Source organism: Streptomyces sp. NPDC059897, assembly GCF_042730865.1.
Classification (GTDB): Bacteria; Actinomycetota; Actinomycetes; order Streptomycetales; family Streptomycetaceae; genus Streptomyces.
Map to the genome: position 1 here is coordinate 26508 of NZ_JBHWKQ010000038.1, position 18760 is coordinate 45267.

Genomic DNA, 18760 nt, shown 5'->3' on the forward strand with positions numbered 1-18760 from the left:
CCGCTGCTACCGTCGGCGGCACGGGCGCCGGGCCCGCACGCCGAAAGGGGACGCAGTGACCGGGAGTCAGGCAGAACGGGCGTACATCGGATCGTTCACGGCGGCCGGCGGGCGCGGGATCGTGACCGCGGCGCTCGACCCGAAGGACGGCTCGCTCACCCTCCTCGACGCCACGGACGAACTGCCCGACCCCTCCTATCTGACGGTCGACGGCGGCCTGCTGTACGCGGTGAGCGAGACGGCCGAAGGGGCGGTGGCCGCCTTCCGCACGGACTCGACGCCGCTGGCGCCCGCCGCGCCGCCGGTGCCGGTCGGCGGCGAGAGCCCCACCCATCTGTCGGTGTGGGACGGGCGCCTCCTGGCCGCCAACTACGGTTCCGGCAGCGTCAGTTCGGTGCCGCTGCGCGCCGACGGCGTCCCGGCCGGGTCCGGCGCGGATGTCCACCGGCACACGGGCTCGGGACCGCACCCGCAGCGCCAGCAGGCCCCGCACGCCCACCAGATCCTGCCGGACCCGACCGGCACCTGGGCCCTCGCGGTCGACCTGGGCACGGACTCGGTCCGCACGTACACCAAGAACCCCGAAGGAAACGGCCTCCTGTCGCACCAGGAGACGGCGCTGCGCCCCGGCTCCGGCCCCCGCCACCTGGCCTTCCACCCGTCGGGCGACTACGTGTACGTCCTCAACGAACTCGCCCCCACGCTCACGGTCTGCGCCTGGAACGCCGAGGACGGCGCCCTGAAGCCGCTCACGGAGGTCCCGGTCCTGGCGGGCGCACCGGCGGGCGACGCGTACCCCTCGGCGCTCGTCGTCGCCCCCGACGGCCGCTTCCTGTGGACGGCGACGCGCGGCGCCGACCTGCTCTCCCTCTTCGCCCTCGACCCGGCCGGCGAGCGGCCGACCCTGCACGGCACCGTTCCCTGCGGCGGCAACTGGCCCCGCGACCTGGCCCTCGACCCGTCAGGGCGCTTCCTGTACGCCGCGAACGAGCGCTCCGGCGACGTCACGTGGTTCACGGTCGACCGGGAGTCCGGAGTGCCGGTGCGGGGCGGCAGCGTGCCGGTCCCAGCGGCGTCCTGCGTGGTGTTCGGCTGAGGCCCTAGACCGCGGGTTCGGCCACGCCCACGAGGTAGTTCCGCGCCGCCGGACGCACCTGGGCCGCCCAGCCGAGGGCGGCCAGGTCCCCGGTCAGCGCCTCGGCCTCGTGGAAGACCTTCACGATGCGGTACCGGCTGCCGTCGTCGAGCTCGCGCACCGCCGCCGGGGCGGCCTCGCCCCGCAGCAGCTCCTCGTTCGCGGCCATGGGCGGGCCGTCGTCGACGAAGACCACCTTGCCGCCCGGCGCGAGCGAGGCGGCGACGGTGTTCCAGAACCCCGGCATCCGGGCCGGCGGCACGTGCGACAGCCAGAATCCGAAGAACACGGTGTCGTAGCGCCGCGAGGGCCGCCACTCGAACAGATCGGCCTGCTCGAACCGGACATTGGGCGCGGAGGCCCGGTCCCGCGCTATGGCGAGCACTTCCTCCGACGCGTCGACGGCCGTCACGGACGTGGCCCGCGGCGCGAACAGGGCGGTCCACTGCCCGGTCCCGCAGGCCAGCTCCAGCACGTCCCCGCCGACGGGCCACTCGGCGCTGCCCCGCATCAGCTCCCGCAGGTCCGCCCGTTCCGTATAGGGCCTGTCGTACTCGGGCGCCCGCGCCCGGTAGTAAGCCAGCTGTTCCGTCTCCAAGGCGTGATCGAGGCTCATCCCCCGACCGTAACGGCCAAAGATCACCCTCGTCAGGCGTTCAATCAACCATCAGGCCCGTCCGGCGACCGAGGACGGAAAAACGGGGCCCGGGACACCGTCCCGAGCCCCGACCCCCTACCGCTCAGCTGCCGGAGGCCACCGGCTGAGGCGTGATTCCGAGCGCCGTCGTGTACTTCGCGAGCGCGAGCTTGCCCATCGCGGGGTACGCCCCCAGCGGCTCCGCGACGGCGCACCCCGCGTCCTTGGCGGCAGCCTCGAGCACGGTCGGGTCGAGCTCGGGACCGACGAGGTACGGCGCGAGCGCCAGCTGCTGCGAACCGGAACCGCGCAGCTGCTCGGCGGTGGCGGCGACCGCCCCCTCCTCGTCGAGCGCGGCGGCCATCACCGGCACGGCGAGCCGGGCGGCGAGCAGCATCCCGGTGATCCCGGCGGCCTGCACCGCTTCCTCGCCGCCTATGGAGGCGAGGATGATCCCGTCGGCGGCCGTGGTCACGGCGAACAGGCGGGCGCGGTCGGCGCGGGCCAGACCGGCCTCGGAGAGCCGCACGTGCAGCGCCTCGGCGAGCAGCGGGTGCGGGCCGAGCACATCGGTCAGCTCGGCGGCGACCCGGCTGTCGGCGATGGCCTGCCGGATCTGCCGCAGCTGGGCGTTGTCCGGGCCCGCGAGCAGCGGCACGACGACCCCGACGGGTCCGGCCGGCTCCTGCGCCTCGACACCGGCCGCGAGCGCCTGCTCGTAGCGGGCGGTGCGCTCCTTCGCGGCGTGCGCGAGCACGGACGCCAGCGAGGGGAACTCCGCCGAGATCGGGAAGTCGGTGAGCTCACCCTCCACGAAGCCGACCCGCGCGTCCAGGCCGGGCAGCTCGGAACGGGCGATGCTCACCACCTCGTCGGCGAGCATGCGCGTGGCGGCGCTGGGCGTGCCGGGCACCGCGAGCACAAGAGACGGCGCGCCCTCGGGGGCGGCCACGGGTTCCGGGCGACGGTGGCGTCCGGGCTGTCGGGGTCGCGGCATTCGTACGGGCAGGCCGGATGCGGGCCCAGTGGGGGTGCTCATGGCGCCGCATGCTACTGGCTCGACCGGCTTCGTTGTTCGGTCAGGGTGCAGGTGAGCGGTTTCCGTCCGAGATTGTCCGCATCGTTACGAATCCTGCAAGTGTCCTGGTCCGGAGGGGTGTGCGGCGGATTCGAAGTGAATTACGGCACATGCAGCAGGCGGTGATCGCGCGGCAGCCGGAGCCCGTCCGTGGCGAGCGCGGACGCGAGCACGAGAGCCCCGTGCAGCGGGTCACCGGTGGCGGTCACGACCGTGGCCTGCGGAAGCTGCTCGGCCAGCTCCTCGCGCAACGGTTCGAGCAGCGGCTCGCCCATCTTGAAGAGGCCACCGGTCAGGGCGACCTCGCCGCCGTCCGCGGGGCAGACCGCCGCGGCCGCCTCGGCGATGTGCGCGGCGGCCCGGCGCAGGATGTCGGCGGCCACGGGATCGTCGTCCGCGCAGCGCGCCACATCGGGGGCGAAGGAGGCGAGCGCCGCCGGGCGGTCGGTGCGCGGGTAGATCAGGCCCGGCAGCTCGACGGCGGGCCCGAAGCGTTCCTCGGCGAGCGCGAGCAGCGCCTTGCTGGCGCCGCGCCGCCCGTCGTAGGCGCGCATCGCGGCGTCGAGCCCGGCCTGCCCGATCCACGAGCCGCCGCCGCAGTCGCCGAGCAGATGTCCCCACCCGTCGGCCCGCCGCCAGCCCGCGAGGTCCGTGCCGAGCGCGATCATCCCGGTGCCCGCGGCGACCACCGCGCCGCGCCGCTGCCCGAGCGCACCCGCGTACGCGGTGACACCATCCGCGGCCAACGCGAGCCGCTCGACGCCCAGTTCACGCGCGAATGCCCCCGGCAGCTCGGCCCGCAGCCCGTCGCCGAGCGTCGCCATCCCGGCCGCCCCCAACGCGACACCGGACACCACGACTTGACCGGCGCGGCCCAGCAACTCCCGCACCATCGGCAGAAGTTGCTCCATCATGTGCCCGGGATCGATACCGGAGCCCGACGTGCGCACGGGTACGGACGAGGAGTTCGTCATCGCGCGCCCGAGGTCGTCGACGGGCGCGAGGGCGACCCGGAGACCGGAGCCGCCCGAATCCACCCCGAGCACCCGCTCGGCCGGGGTCCGGGTCACGGCAGCCGCCAGTCGACGGGTTGCGCGCCCTGGCGTTCGAGCAGGTCGTTGGCCCGGCTGAACGGGCGGGAGCCGAAGAAGCCGCGGTCCGCCGACATGGGGGAGGGGTGCGGGGACTCGACCGCCGGGTAGTCGCTGAGCAGCGGCCGCAGATTGCGCGCGTCACGGCCCCACAGGATCGACACGAGCGGCGTCCCGCGTGCGGCGAGCGCCCGGATCGCCTGCTCGGTGACCTGCTCCCAGCCCTTGTCGCGGTGCGAGGCAGGTCGGCGCGGGGCGACGGTGAGCGCCCTGTTCAACAGCAGCACACCTTGCCGCGTCCACGGGGTGAGGTCCCCGTTCGAGGGCTCCGGCGTGCCCAGGTCCGCGTTCATCTCGCGGTAGATGTTGATGAGGCTGGGCGGCAGCGGGCGTACGTCCGGGGCGACGGAGAACGAGAGCCCTACAGCGTGTCCCGGCGTCGGGTAAGGATCCTGCCCGACGATCAGCACCCGCACGTCGTCGAACGGCTGCTGGAAGGCGCGCAGCACGTTGGCGCCCGCCGGGAGGTAGGTGCGCCCGGCGCCGATCTCCGCGCGGAGGAATTCCCCCATCGCGGAGATCTGCCCGGCCACGGGCTCGAGGGCCTTCGCCCAGCCCGCTTCGACGATTTCATGCAGAGGTCGTGGTGCCACGGGCGTCACCCTACTGCCGCACCGGCACCCCGCCTCAACCGGCCGCCGTCAACCTCCCACCGTGGTAAGGGCGGTGCGCAGCGCCCACGGTGTCGCCGCCGCCCACGCCTGCGGCGAGCAGGAGTGCGGATAGGGGACCGGGCGGGCGGCGTCGGTGCGCGCGTAGCCGCCGAGCACCTCGGGGAGCCGGTCTCCGTGCTCGGCCGCCGCGGCGACGAGGCCGGCGGCCAGCCGCCGCAGTTCGTCGCCGAGGCCGTGGCGGGCGAGGCCGAGCGCGATGACGGCGTTGTCGTGCGGCCAGGCGCTGCCGCGGTGGTACGACAGCGGGTGGTAGGGCCGTTGACCGGAGGCGAGTGTGCGGATCGCCCAGCCGGAGAAGAAGTCCGGCTCCAGGAGCCGCTCGCCGACACGCCGTGCGCGGTCCTCGTCGAGGATGCCGGACCACAACAGGTGCCCGGCGTCCGAGGCGAGCGCGTCGACCTGGCGGCCCGCTCCGTCGAGCGCGAGCGCCGGGAACTCGTCCTCGGCCAGCCAGAAGTCGCGGGTGAAGCGCGTCCGCAGCTCGTCGGCCAGCCGGTCCAACTCCCGTGCGTACGCGCCGTCCTGCCACACGTCCGCGGCGAGGCGGGCCGTGCGGCGCAGCGCGTCGTACGCGTAGCCCTGGGCCTCGGACACGGCGATGGGGCCGTCCGCCTGGGTGCCGTCCTTGAAGCAGATGGCGCCGGCGGAGTCCTTCCAGTTCTGGTTGACGAGGCCGTTCGGGTCCGGCTCGTAGACGAGGTATCCGTGCTCGCGCAGGCCGCCGTCGCCGAGCATCCAGTCGACGGCGGAGCGCGCGTGCGGCTCCAGGCGGGCGGCGAGCGCCGCGTCCTTCGTCGTCTCGTAGTGGGCGTGCAGCAGCACCAGGAACAGCGGCGTCGCGTCGACCGTCCCGTAGTAACGCCCGTACGGCACCTGCCCGAAGTGGGCCAGTTCGCCGCGCCGTGTCTCGTGCACGATGCGGCCGGGCTGCTCGCCGCGGAACGAGTCGTACTCCCGGCCCTGCGCGGCTGCAAGGGCGCTCAGCGTGCCGGCCGCGAGCGTGGGTCGGTAGGGGAGCATGAAGTACGAGGTGAGCAGCGAGTCCCGGCCGAACAGGGTCAGGAACCACGGCACACCGGCCGCCGGAATGCCGACGGGTTCGCCGTCCACGCCGGTGGCGGAGATCGTCAACAGGTCGAGATCCGCCAGGCCTTGGGCGCATGTCTTGCCCAAGTCGCTCGATACGTCGATGAGTTCGGCCTCACCGCCACGCGCCCGGTCCGCGACGCGCTGCGGCCCGCCGTGCGGATGCGCCGCGACGCTCAGCCGCAGCTCGGCCCTCCCGTGCGGGGCCAGGTCCACGCGCCACACCAGCTCGTACGGTCCCTCGCCGCGCACGGAGTCGGGCGCGGGAGTGGCGGACACCACGGTGCGGGAGTGCCAGTCGGCCCTGCGGTAGTCGAACTCCACGCCCGTGTCCGTACGGCGGACCGTGCGTTCCGCACCGGGCTTGGGGTAGCTGCGCTCGTCCGCGCGCAGCTCGAAGGTGTCGGCGAAGTCGGCGTCCGCGGTGATGACGACCTCGGCGACCAGCGGGTCCGGACTGTTGCTGACCAGTTGCAGCACGTCCGTGAACTCTCCTGCCGCGACGGCCTGTTGGCGGGACACGGTGTACGCGGGCGGCGCGTCGCGGGTCCCCTCGGGCGTGAGGACGCACTCGCCGCTCGGCCCCACGGGGGAGAGCACGACGGGCGCGCTGCCGTCGACGGTGAGCCGCCAGTGGCTCAGGTGCCGGGCGTCGCGCACGAACAATCCGTCAGGCGTGGACCCGCGCGTACCGGTGACACCGCCGTCGGGGTCGACGTGCGCGAACGTGGCGTCGCGCACGAGTTGGGCGCGGGGGACGGCGCCGCTCATCGGTCGGCCTCCTCAGGGTTCAGCAGGTCGAGGGCGAGCGCGGCCGTCCACGAGAACGAGCGTGCGCCGCGCGCCGCGCCCGTGGTCGGGTCGACGTACTCCGCGAAACCGGAAGCGCCCGCCGTGTCGAGCAACGCGGCGCGGATCCGGTCGGCGTGCGGATGCCGCCCATGGGTGCGCAGGCCGCGCTCGATCAGCCAGGCGGTGTTGAACCAGGCGGGCCCCCGCCAGTACCGGGTCGGGTCGAAGGCCGGGCCCGTCAGGTCGTAACTGGGCACGAGAGCCGTGGAGTCGGCGTGGAAGGACGGGCCTTCGAGCGTCGACACCAGACGGTCCACGACCGCCTCGGGCAGGCCGGGCGCGAGCAGCGGCACGAGCCCCGCCACACTGCGCGCCGGCACGAACGCGTCGTCGACCAGGTCGCGGGCCCGGAACAGTCCCGCCCCGTCGTCCCACAGACGGGCCACGAGCGCGTCGGTGAGCTTCGCGGCGTGCGCCTCGTGGGTGGCCGCGTCGCCGCCCACGCATCCCGCGATCTCGGCGAGCGCCAACTCGCTCGCGATCAGCAGGGCGTTCACGCACGGGTCCTCGAGCCGGAACGGATGCGCGGCCGCCCGGTCGTCGTACCCCGCGTCGCGGTAGTCGACGGCGAGCCGCACATAGCGGCCGTAGTCGAGGTCGGTCGGGCGGTCCGCCGGGTGGCCGTGGTCGAGGTCGGCGCGCCGGTAGCTGCCGGGGTCCACCGGAGTGATGCGGGCCAACGGGGCGTCCCAGCAAGGGCTGTTGTCCATGCCGGGTTCCCACGGGTGCACGATCGCCGCGAGGCCGCCGCCGCCCAGATCGCGCCGGTCGAGGAGGTAGCGGTGCCAGGCCACGAGGCGCGGATACACCCGGGTCAGGAAGCCGCGGCGCCGCGACTCGGCCGGATCGGCACGGTGCACGAGCCAGGCGGCCAGCGCGTGCACGGGCGGCTGGACGATGCCCGACGTCTCCGGCGAGACCGGCGCGCCCACCCCGGCTCCGTCCGTGGACGAGCGCCAGAAGTCGGGGCTCGGGAAGTACGCCCCGTTCGGCACCGCGGAGTTGAACACGATGTGCGGGACCCGCCCGTCGCCCCACTGCGCCGCGAGCAGCGACTCCAGTTCGCGCTGCGCCCGGCGCGCGGACAGGTGCCGCAGGCCGATCGCGATGAACGCGGAGTCCCAACTCCATTGGTGCGGATACAGGGTTCGGGACGGCACGGTGCTCGTGCCCATCCAGTTGCCGAGGAGGACCCGGCCCGCACCGCGCCGCAGGGTCAGGTCCGCGGCGGCGGTGCGGGCGGGCCCGTCGAGGAGAGCGGTCACGCGCCGGACCCCTTGAGGAACGCGGGCACGGAACGGACCGCCTCGACCGGGTCACCGGTCAGCCGGCACTCGGCCGCGAGGTACCCCTCGTACCCGGCGGTGTGCAGCGCGCCCAGCCACGCCTGCCAGTCGAGGTGACCCGCGCCCGGCTGGAAGCGGTTGGAGTCCGACACCTGGGCGTGCCCGATGTAGGGGGCGTGGGTGAGGATCGCCTGCGCGGGGTCGGACTCCTCGATGTTCATGTGGTAGCTGTCGATACCGATCCGGACCGCGTCGAGACCGACCTCCTTGATCAGCTCGGCGGCCTGCTCCAGGCGGTTGACCATGTGGTCCTCGTACCGGTTGAGCGGTTCGAGGTAGAGCGTGACGCCCTCGGCGGACGCGTGCTCGCCCAGCTCGGTGAGGCCTTCGAGCAGGATCTCGCGGTCCTCGGCCTCCGAGCGCGGCGGCTCGAACGGCGGCAGACGCCGCGAGAACATCCCGTACGAGGCCGGGGTCTGCGCGCCGAGCCCGCCGAGCTCCGCGATCACGGACAGCTGCGACTTCATCTGGACGATCGCGTCGCGGCGCAGCCCGTCGTCGAAGGCGCCGAAGAAGTGCAGCATCTCGACGCACACGGTCGGCATGACCACGCCGTCCTTGAGGGCCTGCTTCAACTCCGGGAGGCGGGAGGCGAAGTGCAGGTCGCCCTTGGCGCGCAGCTCGATGGCGTCGTAGCCGGCGCCCTGCGCGAACTCCCACTTCTGCTGCAGGGTGTCGCCGGGCAGCAGCTGTTCCTGGGCAGCGAACTTCAGCATGTCTTTCGGTACCTCTCAGAATTCCAGGACGACCTGGAGGGCGTCGGCCGGGCGCTCGTCGAGCAGGACGTAGGCCTCGGCCGCGTCCGCGACCGGGACGACGTGGCTGACGAGGGACTCCACGTCGACCTGGCCCTCGGCGACGAGCCGCAGGAACGTCTGCTGGAGGCGCTCCACCGTCCAGCGGCCGGACAGCTGGGCCGGGACACCTCCGATCTGCGAGCAGACGATCTCCACGCGGTTGTGGTGGAACTCGTCGCCGAGCCGCAGCCCCATGCCGTCGCCCTGGTAGAAGCCGGAGGCGACGACGCGGCCACCGACGGTCACCGAGCGGACGGCCGTGTGCAGCGCCGGGTACGCGCCGCTGATCTCGATGGCGAGGTCGGCGCCACGGCCCCCGGTGGCCTCGCGGACGCGCTCGGCGACCGCGTCGGTGCGGGCGTTGAGCGCGGCGTGGGCGCCGTACTTCTTCGCCGACTCCAGGCGCACGTCCATCGCGTCGACCGCGGTGACCCGGGCGCCGCTGAGCTGGGCGAGGCGGGTGGCGATCAGGCCGATGACGCCCTGGCCGAACACGGCGACGTCCTCGCCGAGGTTGATGCCGCCGGCCAGGACCGCGTTGTACGCGATGGCGCCGACCCGGGCGAAGGCGCCGGCGAGGGGTTCGAGGCCCGCCGGGAGCGTGTGGCCGATCATGCGCTCGGCCGGGACGATGCCCTCGCTGCGGTGGCCCCAGATGCCCCACACCAGGTCGCCGACCTCGGGCATACCGGGCGTACCGGCCAACTCGGGGGAGACCTCGGTGACTTCGCCGACCTCGGAGTAGCCCCAGCCGACGACCGGGTACGAGATGCCCGCCTCGTCGTCGCGGAAAAGGCGGGCCTCGGCGTCCCAGGTCCGGGTCAGATAGGGGTTCGTGCCGCGGTAGGCGGTCAGCTCCGTGCCGGCCGAAATGCCCGAGTAGCGCGTGCGGACGCGCAGGTGGCCCGGCGGCAGCTCCAGGCTCTCGTGCTCGGCCACCTCCACCTGGCGGGGACCTGTGAATTGAACGACGCGTTCCACGGACGGCTCCGAAAAAGGGTGGTGTGCCTGTTGGTTGAGTCGACAATATCCGCAACTTATGTCTTGTCAACAGGCAAAAGTAGTGCTGTGATGCGTGCTTGATAGACGTAAGTCGGCGATGGGGACGGGCAATGCGCACCAGGACGCGACGGTCGAGGGTGACCGCGGTCGGCGCCACGGCAGCCTTGGGCGTGGGGCTGCTCACCGGCTGCTCCAGTAGTACGGGGCCGGGCACACCGGACCGTGAGATCACCGTGTGGTCCCAGGAGAACCTCCCGGACCGCGTCGCGGCGACGCAGAAGATCATCGACGGCTTCGAGGAGAAGACCGGCGTCAAGGTGAATCTTGTCGGCGTCGACGAGGGGCAGATGCCGCAGCTCATCATGTCCGCGGCGGCGTCGGGCCATCTGCCCGACGTGATCGGCGCCGCCCCCATGGGCCAGACCTGGCAGATGTACAGTAACGGTCTGCTCAACACGGACATACCCCGGCAGATCGTCAAGAAGCTGGGCCGGGGGACGTTCGACAAGAACGCCCTGAAGCTCACCAGCGACGGCGAGGTCAACCTTGGCGTCCCTTCCGACGCCTGGTTGCAGCTCCTCGTCTACCGCAAGGACGACTTCGCCAAGGCGGGCCTCGACAAGCCGGACACGTACGGCAAGCTCGTGAAGGCCGCCAAGAAGCTCACCACCAAGGGGCACGACGGCGTATCGGCCGCCACCGACCCCTCGGACGTCTTCACGTCGCAGAGCTTCGAGAGCCTGGCCCTCGCGAACGACTGCCAGCTCGTCGACGGCCGCGGCAAGGTCACCCTCGACTCCCCGCAGTGCGTCAAGGCCTTCCACACCTACGACCAGCTGGCGCGTGAGTACGGAGCCCCCGGCACCCAGACCGTCGACTCGACGCGCGCCACCTACTTCGCGGGCCGCTCGTCGATGATGATCTGGTCCTCGTTCCTCCTCGACGAGCTGGCGGGCCTGCGCAAGGACGCGCTGCCCAGCTGCCCGCAGTGCGGCGGCAAGGACAAGCAGTTCCTCGCCGACAACACCGGCATCGTCACCGCGCTCAAGGGCACAAAGGCGAACAAGGCCGCGCAGTTCGGCGAGATCACCTCCTGGGTCACCACCAAGACCGCCGAGACGGCCGCCTCCCGCGAGTTCATCGAATACATGATGGGCAGCGGCTACGAGTCCTGGTTCGGACAGGCCCCCGAGGGCAAGATCCCGGTCCGCCGGGGCACCGCCGCCGAGCCCGAGAAGTACATGGCCGCCTGGCGGCACAGCAAGATCGGCGTCGGTGAGCGCAAGCCCCTCGACGAGGTCTACTCGCCGCAGGTCCTCGACCAACTGGCGGGCGGCATCGGCGATCTGCGCCGCTGGGGCATCGAGCAGGGCGAGGGCGCACTGGTCGGCGCCACCAACGGCGAACTGCCCGTCCCGAAGGCCATCGGCGCCATGACCGCGGGCCAGACCTCACCCCGCGAGGCCTCGCGCGAGGCCGAGGAAGAGGTCGCCGCCCTGAAGAAGTCGCTCCAGTAGAGCCCGTCCGCCTTGTGAACTCCCCGTCGAAAGCCTCGCCATGACTACCGCCACCACCGGCGCGACGCAGCGCCGCAACCCGCCCGACGGCTCACCGGACCCGACCGGCCGTCGCCCCCGCAGGCCCATGACCGCGAGCCGCCGCACCAACCGCGCGGGCCTCGCCTTCGTCAGTCCCACCTTCCTCGTCGTCCTCGTCGTCGTGGTGCTGCCGATCCTGTGGACGGTGCTGCTCGCCTTCCAGCGCGCCAAGCTCGTCGACATCCAGGGCATGGGCCTGTTCGGCAACTGGAGCCTGCGCAACTTCTCGCAGGTCTTTGACTCCGCAGGCTTCTGGTCCAGCCTCGGCACCACGCTCCTCTACACCGTCGGCTCCACCTTCGGCTCCGTCGCCCTCGGCCTCATCGCGGCGCTCGCCCTGCGCAAGCCGTTCCGCGGGCGCGGCCTGCTGCGCGCCGCGATGCTGCTGCCGTACGTGGCACCCGTCGTGGCCGTCGCGTTCGTGTGGGAGGTCGCGCTCAGCCCGCAGTACGGCATCGTCAACGAGTGGGGCCAGAAGCTCTTCGGCTGGGACGACCCCATCGCGTTCCTGTCCACGCGCGCCTACGAAGTCGACCTCCTCGGCGCGCACTTCGACATCCCGCTCGCGCTGCTCACGGTGATCGCCTTCGAGTGCTGGCGGTACTTCCCGTTCGCCTTCCTCTTCATCCTCGCCCGCCTCCAGGCGGTCCCGGACGGCCTGGAGGAAGCCGCGATGGTCGACGGCGCCACGCCCACCCAGCGCTTCCGGCACGTCATGCTGCCGCAGCTGATGCCGGTGATCGCGCTGCTGTGCGTGCTGCGCTTCATCATGACGTTCAACAAGTTCGACGACGTCTACCTGCTGACCGGCGGCGGCGCCGGCACCGACGTCGCCGCCGTGCGCGTCTACGACTTCCTCACCTCGCGCTACGACGTCGGCGCGGCGGCCGCCCAGGCGCTCGTCCTGGCCGTCGTCCTCATGGTCCTGCTGGGCCTGTACTTCAAGTTCTTCGGCAACAAGGTCCAGGAGGAGTCGTGACCAGCACGCATACGGGTCCCGGCAAGCGGGCCATGACTCGCGCCCAGTTCGAGGAGCGGTTCTTCGGCGTCGCACGCTGGGTGGTCATCGCGTTCCTCGCGCTGATCACGATCGTGCCCTTCTACTACATGCTGCTGCTGTCGGTGAAGCCCATCGACGCGCTGCTCCTCGACCCCGGCTCGCTGTGGGTGTCGGCCAAGCAGTTCACCCTCGACACGTACACCGAGGTGCTGCGCTCCACCGACGACGGCGGGCAGGGCTTCCTCCAGCTCCTGCGCAACTCGGCCCTGGTGTCCCTCGGCACGGTCGCCCTGACCCTGCTCGCGGCGGTCCCCGGCGCGTACGCCATCAGCCGCCTCAAGTTCTTCGGAAACCGCCAGGTCAGCGCGCTGTTCCTCGCGGTCTACATGTTCCCGTCGACGCTGCTCGCGGTCCCGCTGTTCGTGATGTTCGCGAAGATCGGCCTGTCGTCGAGCCTGGTCGGCCTCGCGATCGTGTACGTGGCGCAGACGGTCCCGGTCGCCATCTACATGCTCAAGAACTACCTGGTCACCATCCCGTACTCGATCGAGGAGGCGGCGGCGCTCGACGGCTGCAGCCGCCTGCAGACGGTCCGGAAGATCATCCTCCCGCTGGCCCTGCCGTCCCTCATGGCGACCGGCCTGTACGTCCTGATGATCGCGTGGAACGAATTCCTCTTCGCGCTCCTCTTCCTGGCCGCCGACCCCGGCAAGTGGACGGTCTCGCTCGGCCTCGCCCAGCTGTCCAACGGCATCGAGGTGTCGAAGACGGTCCTCATGGCCGGGTCCGTGGTGCTGACGATCCCCGTGGTAATCCTGTTCTTCGCCGCGGAACGCCTGCTGACCGAGGGTCTCACCGCCGGCGCGGACAAGAGCTGACCGGGGCGACAACCCAGGTGAACAGGGGGAAGAAGACGATGAGCACGCCAAGTCCGGCGAGCGCGGGCCGGCTGTTGCAGCTGATCCGCGGCGGCCAGGCCACCACCCGCGCCGAGCTGCAACGCGCGACCGGCCTGTCCCGGTCCACGGTGGGGCTCCGCCTCGACGAACTCGACCGGGCGGGCTGGCTGCGCCAGGACACCGGCACGTCCACCGGCGGGCGGCCCTCGCACCGCCTCGTCTTCGACCCCGGGCACGCGGCCGTCCTCGCTGTGGACCTGGAGACGCGGTACGCGCGCGTGGCCGTGCTCGACCTCGGGGGCACGGTCCTCGCGGAGCAGACCGTCGACCTGGACATCGGCGACGGCCCCGACCGGGTGCTCGACCGACTGGCCCGCTGCTTCCCCGAGCTCCTCGCCACGTCCGGCATCCCGGCGGAGCGGGTCTGCGGCATCGGCCTGTCGGTCCCCGGCCCGGTGGACTGGGAGACGGGCCGGATCGTGCAGCCGCCGATCATGCCGGGCTGGGACCGCTTCCCGGTCAGGGAGCGGATGCGGGAGGCGTACGCCGAGCATGTCGGCGCGTCCATGGAGGACTCGACCGGCCGGACGGTCCCCGTCTTCGTCGACAATGACGCCAACCTGATGGCCCTGGCCGAACAGCAGGCGGGCCACCCCGACTGCGCCGCCTTCGTCCTCATCAAGGTGTCCACGGGCATCGGCGCGGGCGTCGTCGTCAACAACGAGATCTTCCGCGGTATCGACGGCGGGGCCGGCGACATCGGCCACATCCGGCTGCACGACCGGCCCGACGCCCTGTGCATGTGCGGCTCCTACGGCTGTCTCGCGGCGGTGGCGAGCGGCCGCGCGCTCGCCAAGGAGCTCTCCAACCAGGGCATGGAGGTGTCGACCGGCGCCGACGTCAAGGCCCTCCTGGAACAGGGCGACCCCGACGCGGTCCGCCTCGCCCGCGAGGCCGGACAGCGCGCAGGTGAGGTCCTGGTCACGGTGGTCACCCTCCTCAACCCGGGCGTCCTGATGCTCGCCGGAGACCTGGCCGGCATCCCCTTCCTCACCGGCGTGCGCGAACTCCTCTACCAGCGCGCGATGCCGCGCACCACCGCCCACCTCGACGTCGTCACCTCCCGCCTCGGCGACCATGCGGGCCTGATCGGCGCGGCGGCGATGGTCGTCGACGTCCTCTACGCACCCGAACGCGCGGACGCCCGCCTGCGCGCCCTCGCCACATCCGACGACGCCCGAACCGCACGAGAAGAACCGCAAGGAACCCCGTGACAGACAACGCCGCATGGCCCCACGCCCCCGTCCGGGTCGCACTCGTCGGCGCCGGGCCCTGGGCCCGCACCATGCACGCCCGGATGCTCGCCGCGGGCCCGGAGACCCGGCTGACCGCCGTCTGGGCCCGCCGCCCGGACGCGGCCCGCGAGACGGCCGAACCCTACGGCGCGGCGGTCGCGGACAGCTTCGACGAACTCCTCGACCACTGCGAGGCCGTCGCCTTCGCCGTACCGCCGTCCGTGCAGGCGGAGCTGGCGCCGAGGGCGGCGAAGGCCGGCAAGGCGCTGCTCCTGGAGAAGCCCCTGGCCCTCGACCTGCCGTCGGCGGAACGCCTGGTGGACGCGATCGACGAGGCGGGCGTCGTCTCCCAGCTCGTCCTGACGAAGCGCTACCACCCGACGACGCGCCGCTTCATCGAGCAGGCGCGCCGCACCGAGGTGACGGGCGCCCGCTCCTGCTACCTCCACGGAGCCTTCCTGGGCGGCGACTTCGCCACATCCTGGCGCCTGGAACACGGCGCCCTCCACGACCTGGGCCCGCACCTCCTCGACCTCCTCGACGCGGCGGTGGGCCCGATCGCCTCGATCCGCGCCACGGGCGACTCCCGCCGCTGGCTCGAGCTGACCTGCGAACACGAGAACGGCGCGGTGAGCCAGGCATCCCTGTCCGGCAGCGTCTCCCGCGACCGCGCCCTCACCCGCGTCGAACTCTTCGGCCCGGGCCCGGAACTGATCTACGACACGGCCGGCATCGACCACGAGGAATGCTGGCCGATCCTGCGGCGCGAGTTCGCGGAGTCGGTGCGGGCGGGCGTCTCCGGTGAGCTGGACGCGCGTCGGGGACTGCACATCCAGCGCCTGCTGCACCGGGCAGACGAAGCAGGACTGCACAGATAGAGCCCCGCCGTCGGACGAGAGCCAGCGGGGCCCGGGGCAGAGCCCCGCGACCGCAACCCCGGCACCCCGCTAAAAGGGATGCCTCACCCCACCACCGCCGCCCGCACACACAACACATCCGGCAGATGCGACGCCACCTGCTCCCACGTGTCCCCGTCGTCCGCCGACGCGAACACCTCGCCGTTGCGGTTGCCGAAGTAGACGCCCGCCGGGTCGTTGTCGTCCGTGCACAGGGCGTCGCGCAGGACCGTGCCGTAGTGGTCGTCCGCGGGGAGGCCGTGGGTGAGGGGTTCCCAGGTCGTGCCGGCGTCCTGGGTGCGGTAGACGCGACAGCGGTGGTCGGCCGGGACGCGGTCGATGTCCGCCGTGATGGGGAAGATGTACGCGGTGTCGCCGCGGTGCGGGTGTGCGGCAGCCGCGAAACCGAAGGTCGAGGGGAGGCCCTCGCCGATGTCGAGCCACTTGCTGCCGCCGTCGTCGCTGCGGTACACGCCCCAGTGGTTCTGGAGGTAGAGGCGGTCCGGGTCGGCCGCGTCCCGCGTCACCTTGTGCACGCACTGGCCGAACTCGGGGTTCGGGTCGGGGAGGAAGACCGCCGCCACGCCGTTGTTCGCGGGGGACCAGCTCGCCCCGCCGTCCGTCGTGCGGAAGACACCGGCCGTGGACACCGCCACCGTCACCGCGCGCGGGTCGCGCTCGTCCGTCAGGATCGTGTGCAGGCCCTCTCCGCCGCCGCCCGGCACCCACTGCGACCGCGTGGGGTGCTCCCACAGCGGTCGGCACAGCTCGAACGTCTCGCCGCGGTCCTCCGAGCGGTACAGCGCCGCCGGTTCCGTGCCCGCGTACACCACGTCGGGTTCCGAGGCGGAGGGGTGCAGCTGCCAGACCCGCTCCAGTGAAGTGCCCGTGAATTCGGGGAACTTGACCGCGGGTTTGGGCGGCTCGGTCCAGGTGCGGCCCAGGTCGTCCGAGTGGAAGACGGACGGCCCGTAGTGCGCGCTGTCGCCGCCCGCGAGGAGCCGGGTCCGCTCCCCGCGGGTGTCGATGGCGACCGAGTACACCGCCTGCGCGTTGAAGTACGGGCTCTCGTCGAACTCGAAGGAAGCCGGGCCCGCCCCCGAGCCGCCCACACGCTTGCGGCCCAGAAAGAGGCCTTTGCGGGTGCCTACCGCCAGTAGTACGTCAGTCATGCCGAACCTCCGAAACGTCGTTGTCTCCAGGTATCGGTCAGTCTGCACCTCGCCACTGACAATGGCCCCCGCATGGCGCATCGCCGCAGGTCAGGCCGGTGTCGGAACCGTCAGCGGGAAGTGGCACGCCACCCGGTGGCCCGCCGAGTTCGGCGTCGACACCGGCGGCTCCGTCGTCGCGCAGACCTCCTGCGCGACCGGACACCGCGTGCGGAACCGGCAGCCCGACGGCGGCTTCGCCGCCGACGGCGTCTCGCCCGTCAGCGGCGCTCCCGCGGACCCCGCTTCCGGATCCGGCACGTTCACCGTGTCGAGCAGGCCCCGCGTGTACGGGTGCAGCGGATGTGCGTACACCTGCTCCGCCGGGCCCACCTCCACCAGCTTGCCCAGGTACATCACGCCGACCGTGTCCGCGAGATAGCGGACCACCGCCAGGTCGTGCGAGATGAACAGGTAGGTGAGGCCGCGTTCGCGCTGCAGCTCCCGCATCAGGTTCAGGATCTGCGCCTGCACCGACACGTCGAGCGCCGACACCGGCTCGTCCGCCACCACCAGGTCGGGGGAGAGCGTCAATGCCCGTGCCAGTCCCAGGCGTTGGCGCTGGCCGCCGGAGAACTCGTGCGGGTAGCGGTGCACCGCGCCGCGCGGCAGGCCCACCGCGTCGAGGAGTTCGCCGATCAGCTTCTCCTGCTCCGCCCTGTCACCGACGCCCTGGATGACGAGCGGCTCGCGCAGGATCTCGCCGACCCGCATCCGCGGGTCCATCGCCGCCGTCGAGTCCTGGAACATCAGCTGTACGTCGCGGCGGTGCGCGCGGCGTTCCGGGCGGGACAGCGAGGCGCGGTCCCGGCCCCCGAACCGTACGGAGCCCGCCGTCGGCTCCTCCAGGCCCGCCACGATCCGGCCGAGCGTCGTCTTGCCGCAGCCCGACTCGCCGACCATGCCGAACGTCTCGCCCCGGCGGATGCTCAGCGACACCCCGCCGACCGCGCTGACCGTGCCCCGGCTGCGGGAGAACGGGCCGCCCTTGAGGGGGAACTCCTTGACCAGGGAGTCGAGTTCGACCAGTGCGTCGTCGCCGGGGGTCGACCGAGAGGGGATCGAGGGCGGCGCGATCACCTCGTCCGCGTCCGCCGCCTGCGCCCCGTGCGGCACCGGGTGGAAGCACGCGAACCGGTGCTCCGCGCCCTGCACCTCGTCCTCCTCCAGGAACGGCTCAAGGGTGCGGCAGTCGTCCGTCGCGAACAGGCAGCGCGGCGCGAACCGGCACCCGGTGGGCCGCACCGTCAGGCTCGGCGGCAGGCCGGGGACGGTGTGCAGCTCCGTCGCGTTGTCCGCCGCGCGCTCGGGCAGCGCCGCGAACAGCGCCTCCGTGTAACGGTGCCGGGGGCGCGCGAACAGGCCGCGTACGTCCGACTGCTCCGCCACCTGGCCCGCGTACATCACGGCCACCTTGTCGACCCGGTTCGCGATGACGCCGAGGTCGTGGGTGACCAGGATCATCGCCATGCCGAGCCGCTCGCGCAGATCGTCGATGAGCTCCAGGATCTGGTGCTGTGTCGTGACGTCCAGGGCGGTCGTCGGCTCGTCCGCGATCAGGAGTTTCGGTTCGCAGACCAGTGCCATGGCGATGGCGACGCGCTGGCGCATGCCGCCGGACAGCTGGTGCGGATACGCCTTCATCCGCTCGGCCGGCTGCGGCATGCCGACCAGGCGCAGCGTCTCCTCGGCGCGCGCCCACGCCTCCTTCTTGGACACGTCGCGGTGCAGCAGGAGCGGCTCCGCCACCTGCGCGCCGATCGTCATCGTCGGGTTCAGGGAGGTCAGCGGGTCCTGGAACACCACGCCGATGGTGTTGCCGCGCACGTCCTGGAGGACCGGGTCGGGCGCCGCCGCCAGGTCCTGGCCGTCGAACAGGATGCGCCCGCCGGTCACCTCGCCGCCGGGCGGCAGCAGGCCGAGGACCGACAGGGCGGTCATCGTCTTGCCGCAGCCGGACTCGCCGACGATGCCGAGGGCCTCGCCCGGCGCCAGGTCGAGCGAGACGCCGTCGAGGGCGTGCACGGTGCGGTCGCGCGTGGAGATGTCGACGCGGAGGTCCTCGATGCGGAGCAGGGGAGTCGTCATGGTCGTGGTGCGGCC

16 protein-coding genes are annotated in these 18760 nt (G+C 72.4%); 6 read left to right on the forward strand and 10 right to left on the reverse strand.

What is annotated here, in order from left to right:
* Positions 1-55: 55 nt before the first annotated feature.
* Positions 56-1096, forward strand: a complete 1041-nt coding sequence (locus ACFV9W_RS30860; RefSeq protein WP_385767426.1) for a lactonase family protein — start codon at positions 56-58, stop codon at positions 1094-1096.
* Positions 1097-1100: 4 nt separating this feature from the next.
* Here ACFV9W_RS30860 and ACFV9W_RS30865 read toward each other — a convergent pair whose 3' ends face one another.
* The 8 genes from ACFV9W_RS30865 to ACFV9W_RS30900 form a co-directional block, all read right to left on the reverse strand.
* Positions 1101-1751 (reverse strand): class I SAM-dependent methyltransferase, encoded by a 651-nt coding sequence (locus ACFV9W_RS30865; RefSeq protein WP_385767429.1) that lies wholly within the window; start codon positions 1749-1751, stop codon positions 1101-1103.
* 124 nt (positions 1752-1875) lie between these two features.
* Positions 1876-2811, reverse strand: a complete 936-nt coding sequence (locus ACFV9W_RS30870) for a sirohydrochlorin chelatase (RefSeq protein ID WP_385767431.1) — start codon at positions 2809-2811, stop codon at positions 1876-1878.
* Between the two features lie 140 nt (positions 2812-2951).
* Complete coding sequence (locus ACFV9W_RS30875; protein ID WP_385767434.1) at positions 2952-3920, reverse strand: N-acetylglucosamine kinase; 969 nt, start codon at positions 3918-3920, stop codon at positions 2952-2954.
* Positions 3917-4594: a uracil-DNA glycosylase gene (locus ACFV9W_RS30880; RefSeq protein ID WP_385767437.1), complete on the reverse strand. Its 678-nt coding sequence runs from the start codon at positions 4592-4594 to the stop codon at positions 3917-3919. The genes ACFV9W_RS30875 and ACFV9W_RS30880 overlap by 4 nt, the downstream gene beginning before the upstream one ends.
* Positions 4595-4642: 48 nt before the next feature.
* Positions 4643-6532, reverse strand: coding sequence for a glycogen debranching N-terminal domain-containing protein (locus ACFV9W_RS30885; RefSeq protein ID WP_385767439.1), 1890 nt, complete (start codon positions 6530-6532; stop codon positions 4643-4645).
* Positions 6529-7878, reverse strand: coding sequence for a hypothetical protein (locus tag ACFV9W_RS30890; protein WP_385767442.1), 1350 nt, complete (start codon positions 7876-7878; stop codon positions 6529-6531). Before ACFV9W_RS30890 ends, ACFV9W_RS30885 begins: the two co-directional genes overlap by 4 nt.
* On the reverse strand, positions 7875-8675 hold the full coding sequence (locus ACFV9W_RS30895) for a sugar phosphate isomerase/epimerase family protein (protein ID WP_385767445.1): 801 nt from the start codon (positions 8673-8675) through the stop codon (positions 7875-7877). Before ACFV9W_RS30895 ends, ACFV9W_RS30890 begins: the two co-directional genes overlap by 4 nt.
* A 15-nt stretch (positions 8676-8690) precedes the next feature.
* Complete coding sequence (locus ACFV9W_RS30900; RefSeq protein ID WP_385767448.1) at positions 8691-9737, reverse strand: zinc-binding alcohol dehydrogenase; 1047 nt, start codon at positions 9735-9737, stop codon at positions 8691-8693.
* Between the two features lie 131 nt (positions 9738-9868).
* Between ACFV9W_RS30900 and ACFV9W_RS30905 the strand changes: the two genes are divergently transcribed.
* The 5 genes from ACFV9W_RS30905 to ACFV9W_RS30925 are packed head-to-tail and all read left to right on the forward strand — an operon-like array spanning position 9869 to position 15428.
* Positions 9869-11275 (forward strand): ABC transporter substrate-binding protein, encoded by a 1407-nt coding sequence (locus ACFV9W_RS30905; protein ID WP_385767451.1) that lies wholly within the window; start codon positions 9869-9871, stop codon positions 11273-11275.
* Between the two features lie 40 nt (positions 11276-11315).
* Positions 11316-12335, forward strand: coding sequence for a carbohydrate ABC transporter permease (locus ACFV9W_RS30910; RefSeq protein WP_385767455.1), 1020 nt, complete (start codon positions 11316-11318; stop codon positions 12333-12335).
* 32 nt (positions 12336-12367) lie between these two features.
* On the forward strand, positions 12368-13234 hold the full coding sequence (locus ACFV9W_RS30915) for a carbohydrate ABC transporter permease (RefSeq protein WP_385767545.1): 867 nt from the start codon (positions 12368-12370) through the stop codon (positions 13232-13234).
* A gap of 38 nt (positions 13235-13272) precedes the next feature.
* Entirely contained in the window at positions 13273-14529 is a 1257-nt protein-coding gene (locus ACFV9W_RS30920) for an ROK family protein (protein ID WP_385767458.1), read from the forward strand.
* Positions 14526-15428: a Gfo/Idh/MocA family protein gene (locus tag ACFV9W_RS30925; protein WP_385767460.1), complete on the forward strand. Its 903-nt coding sequence runs from the start codon at positions 14526-14528 to the stop codon at positions 15426-15428. Before ACFV9W_RS30920 ends, ACFV9W_RS30925 begins: the two co-directional genes overlap by 4 nt.
* 83 nt (positions 15429-15511) lie before the next feature.
* Here ACFV9W_RS30925 and ACFV9W_RS30930 read toward each other — a convergent pair whose 3' ends face one another.
* Both ACFV9W_RS30930 and ACFV9W_RS30935 read right to left on the reverse strand, forming a co-directional pair.
* On the reverse strand, positions 15512-16618 hold the full coding sequence (locus ACFV9W_RS30930; RefSeq protein WP_385767463.1) for a WD40/YVTN/BNR-like repeat-containing protein: 1107 nt from the start codon (positions 16616-16618) through the stop codon (positions 15512-15514).
* A gap of 90 nt (positions 16619-16708) precedes the next feature.
* Positions 16709-18745 carry a dipeptide ABC transporter ATP-binding protein gene (locus tag ACFV9W_RS30935; RefSeq protein ID WP_385767548.1) on the reverse strand — a complete coding sequence of 679 codons (2037 nt, stop codon included), beginning with the start codon at positions 18743-18745 and terminating at the stop codon, positions 16709-16711.
* Positions 18746-18760 lie beyond the last annotated feature (15 nt).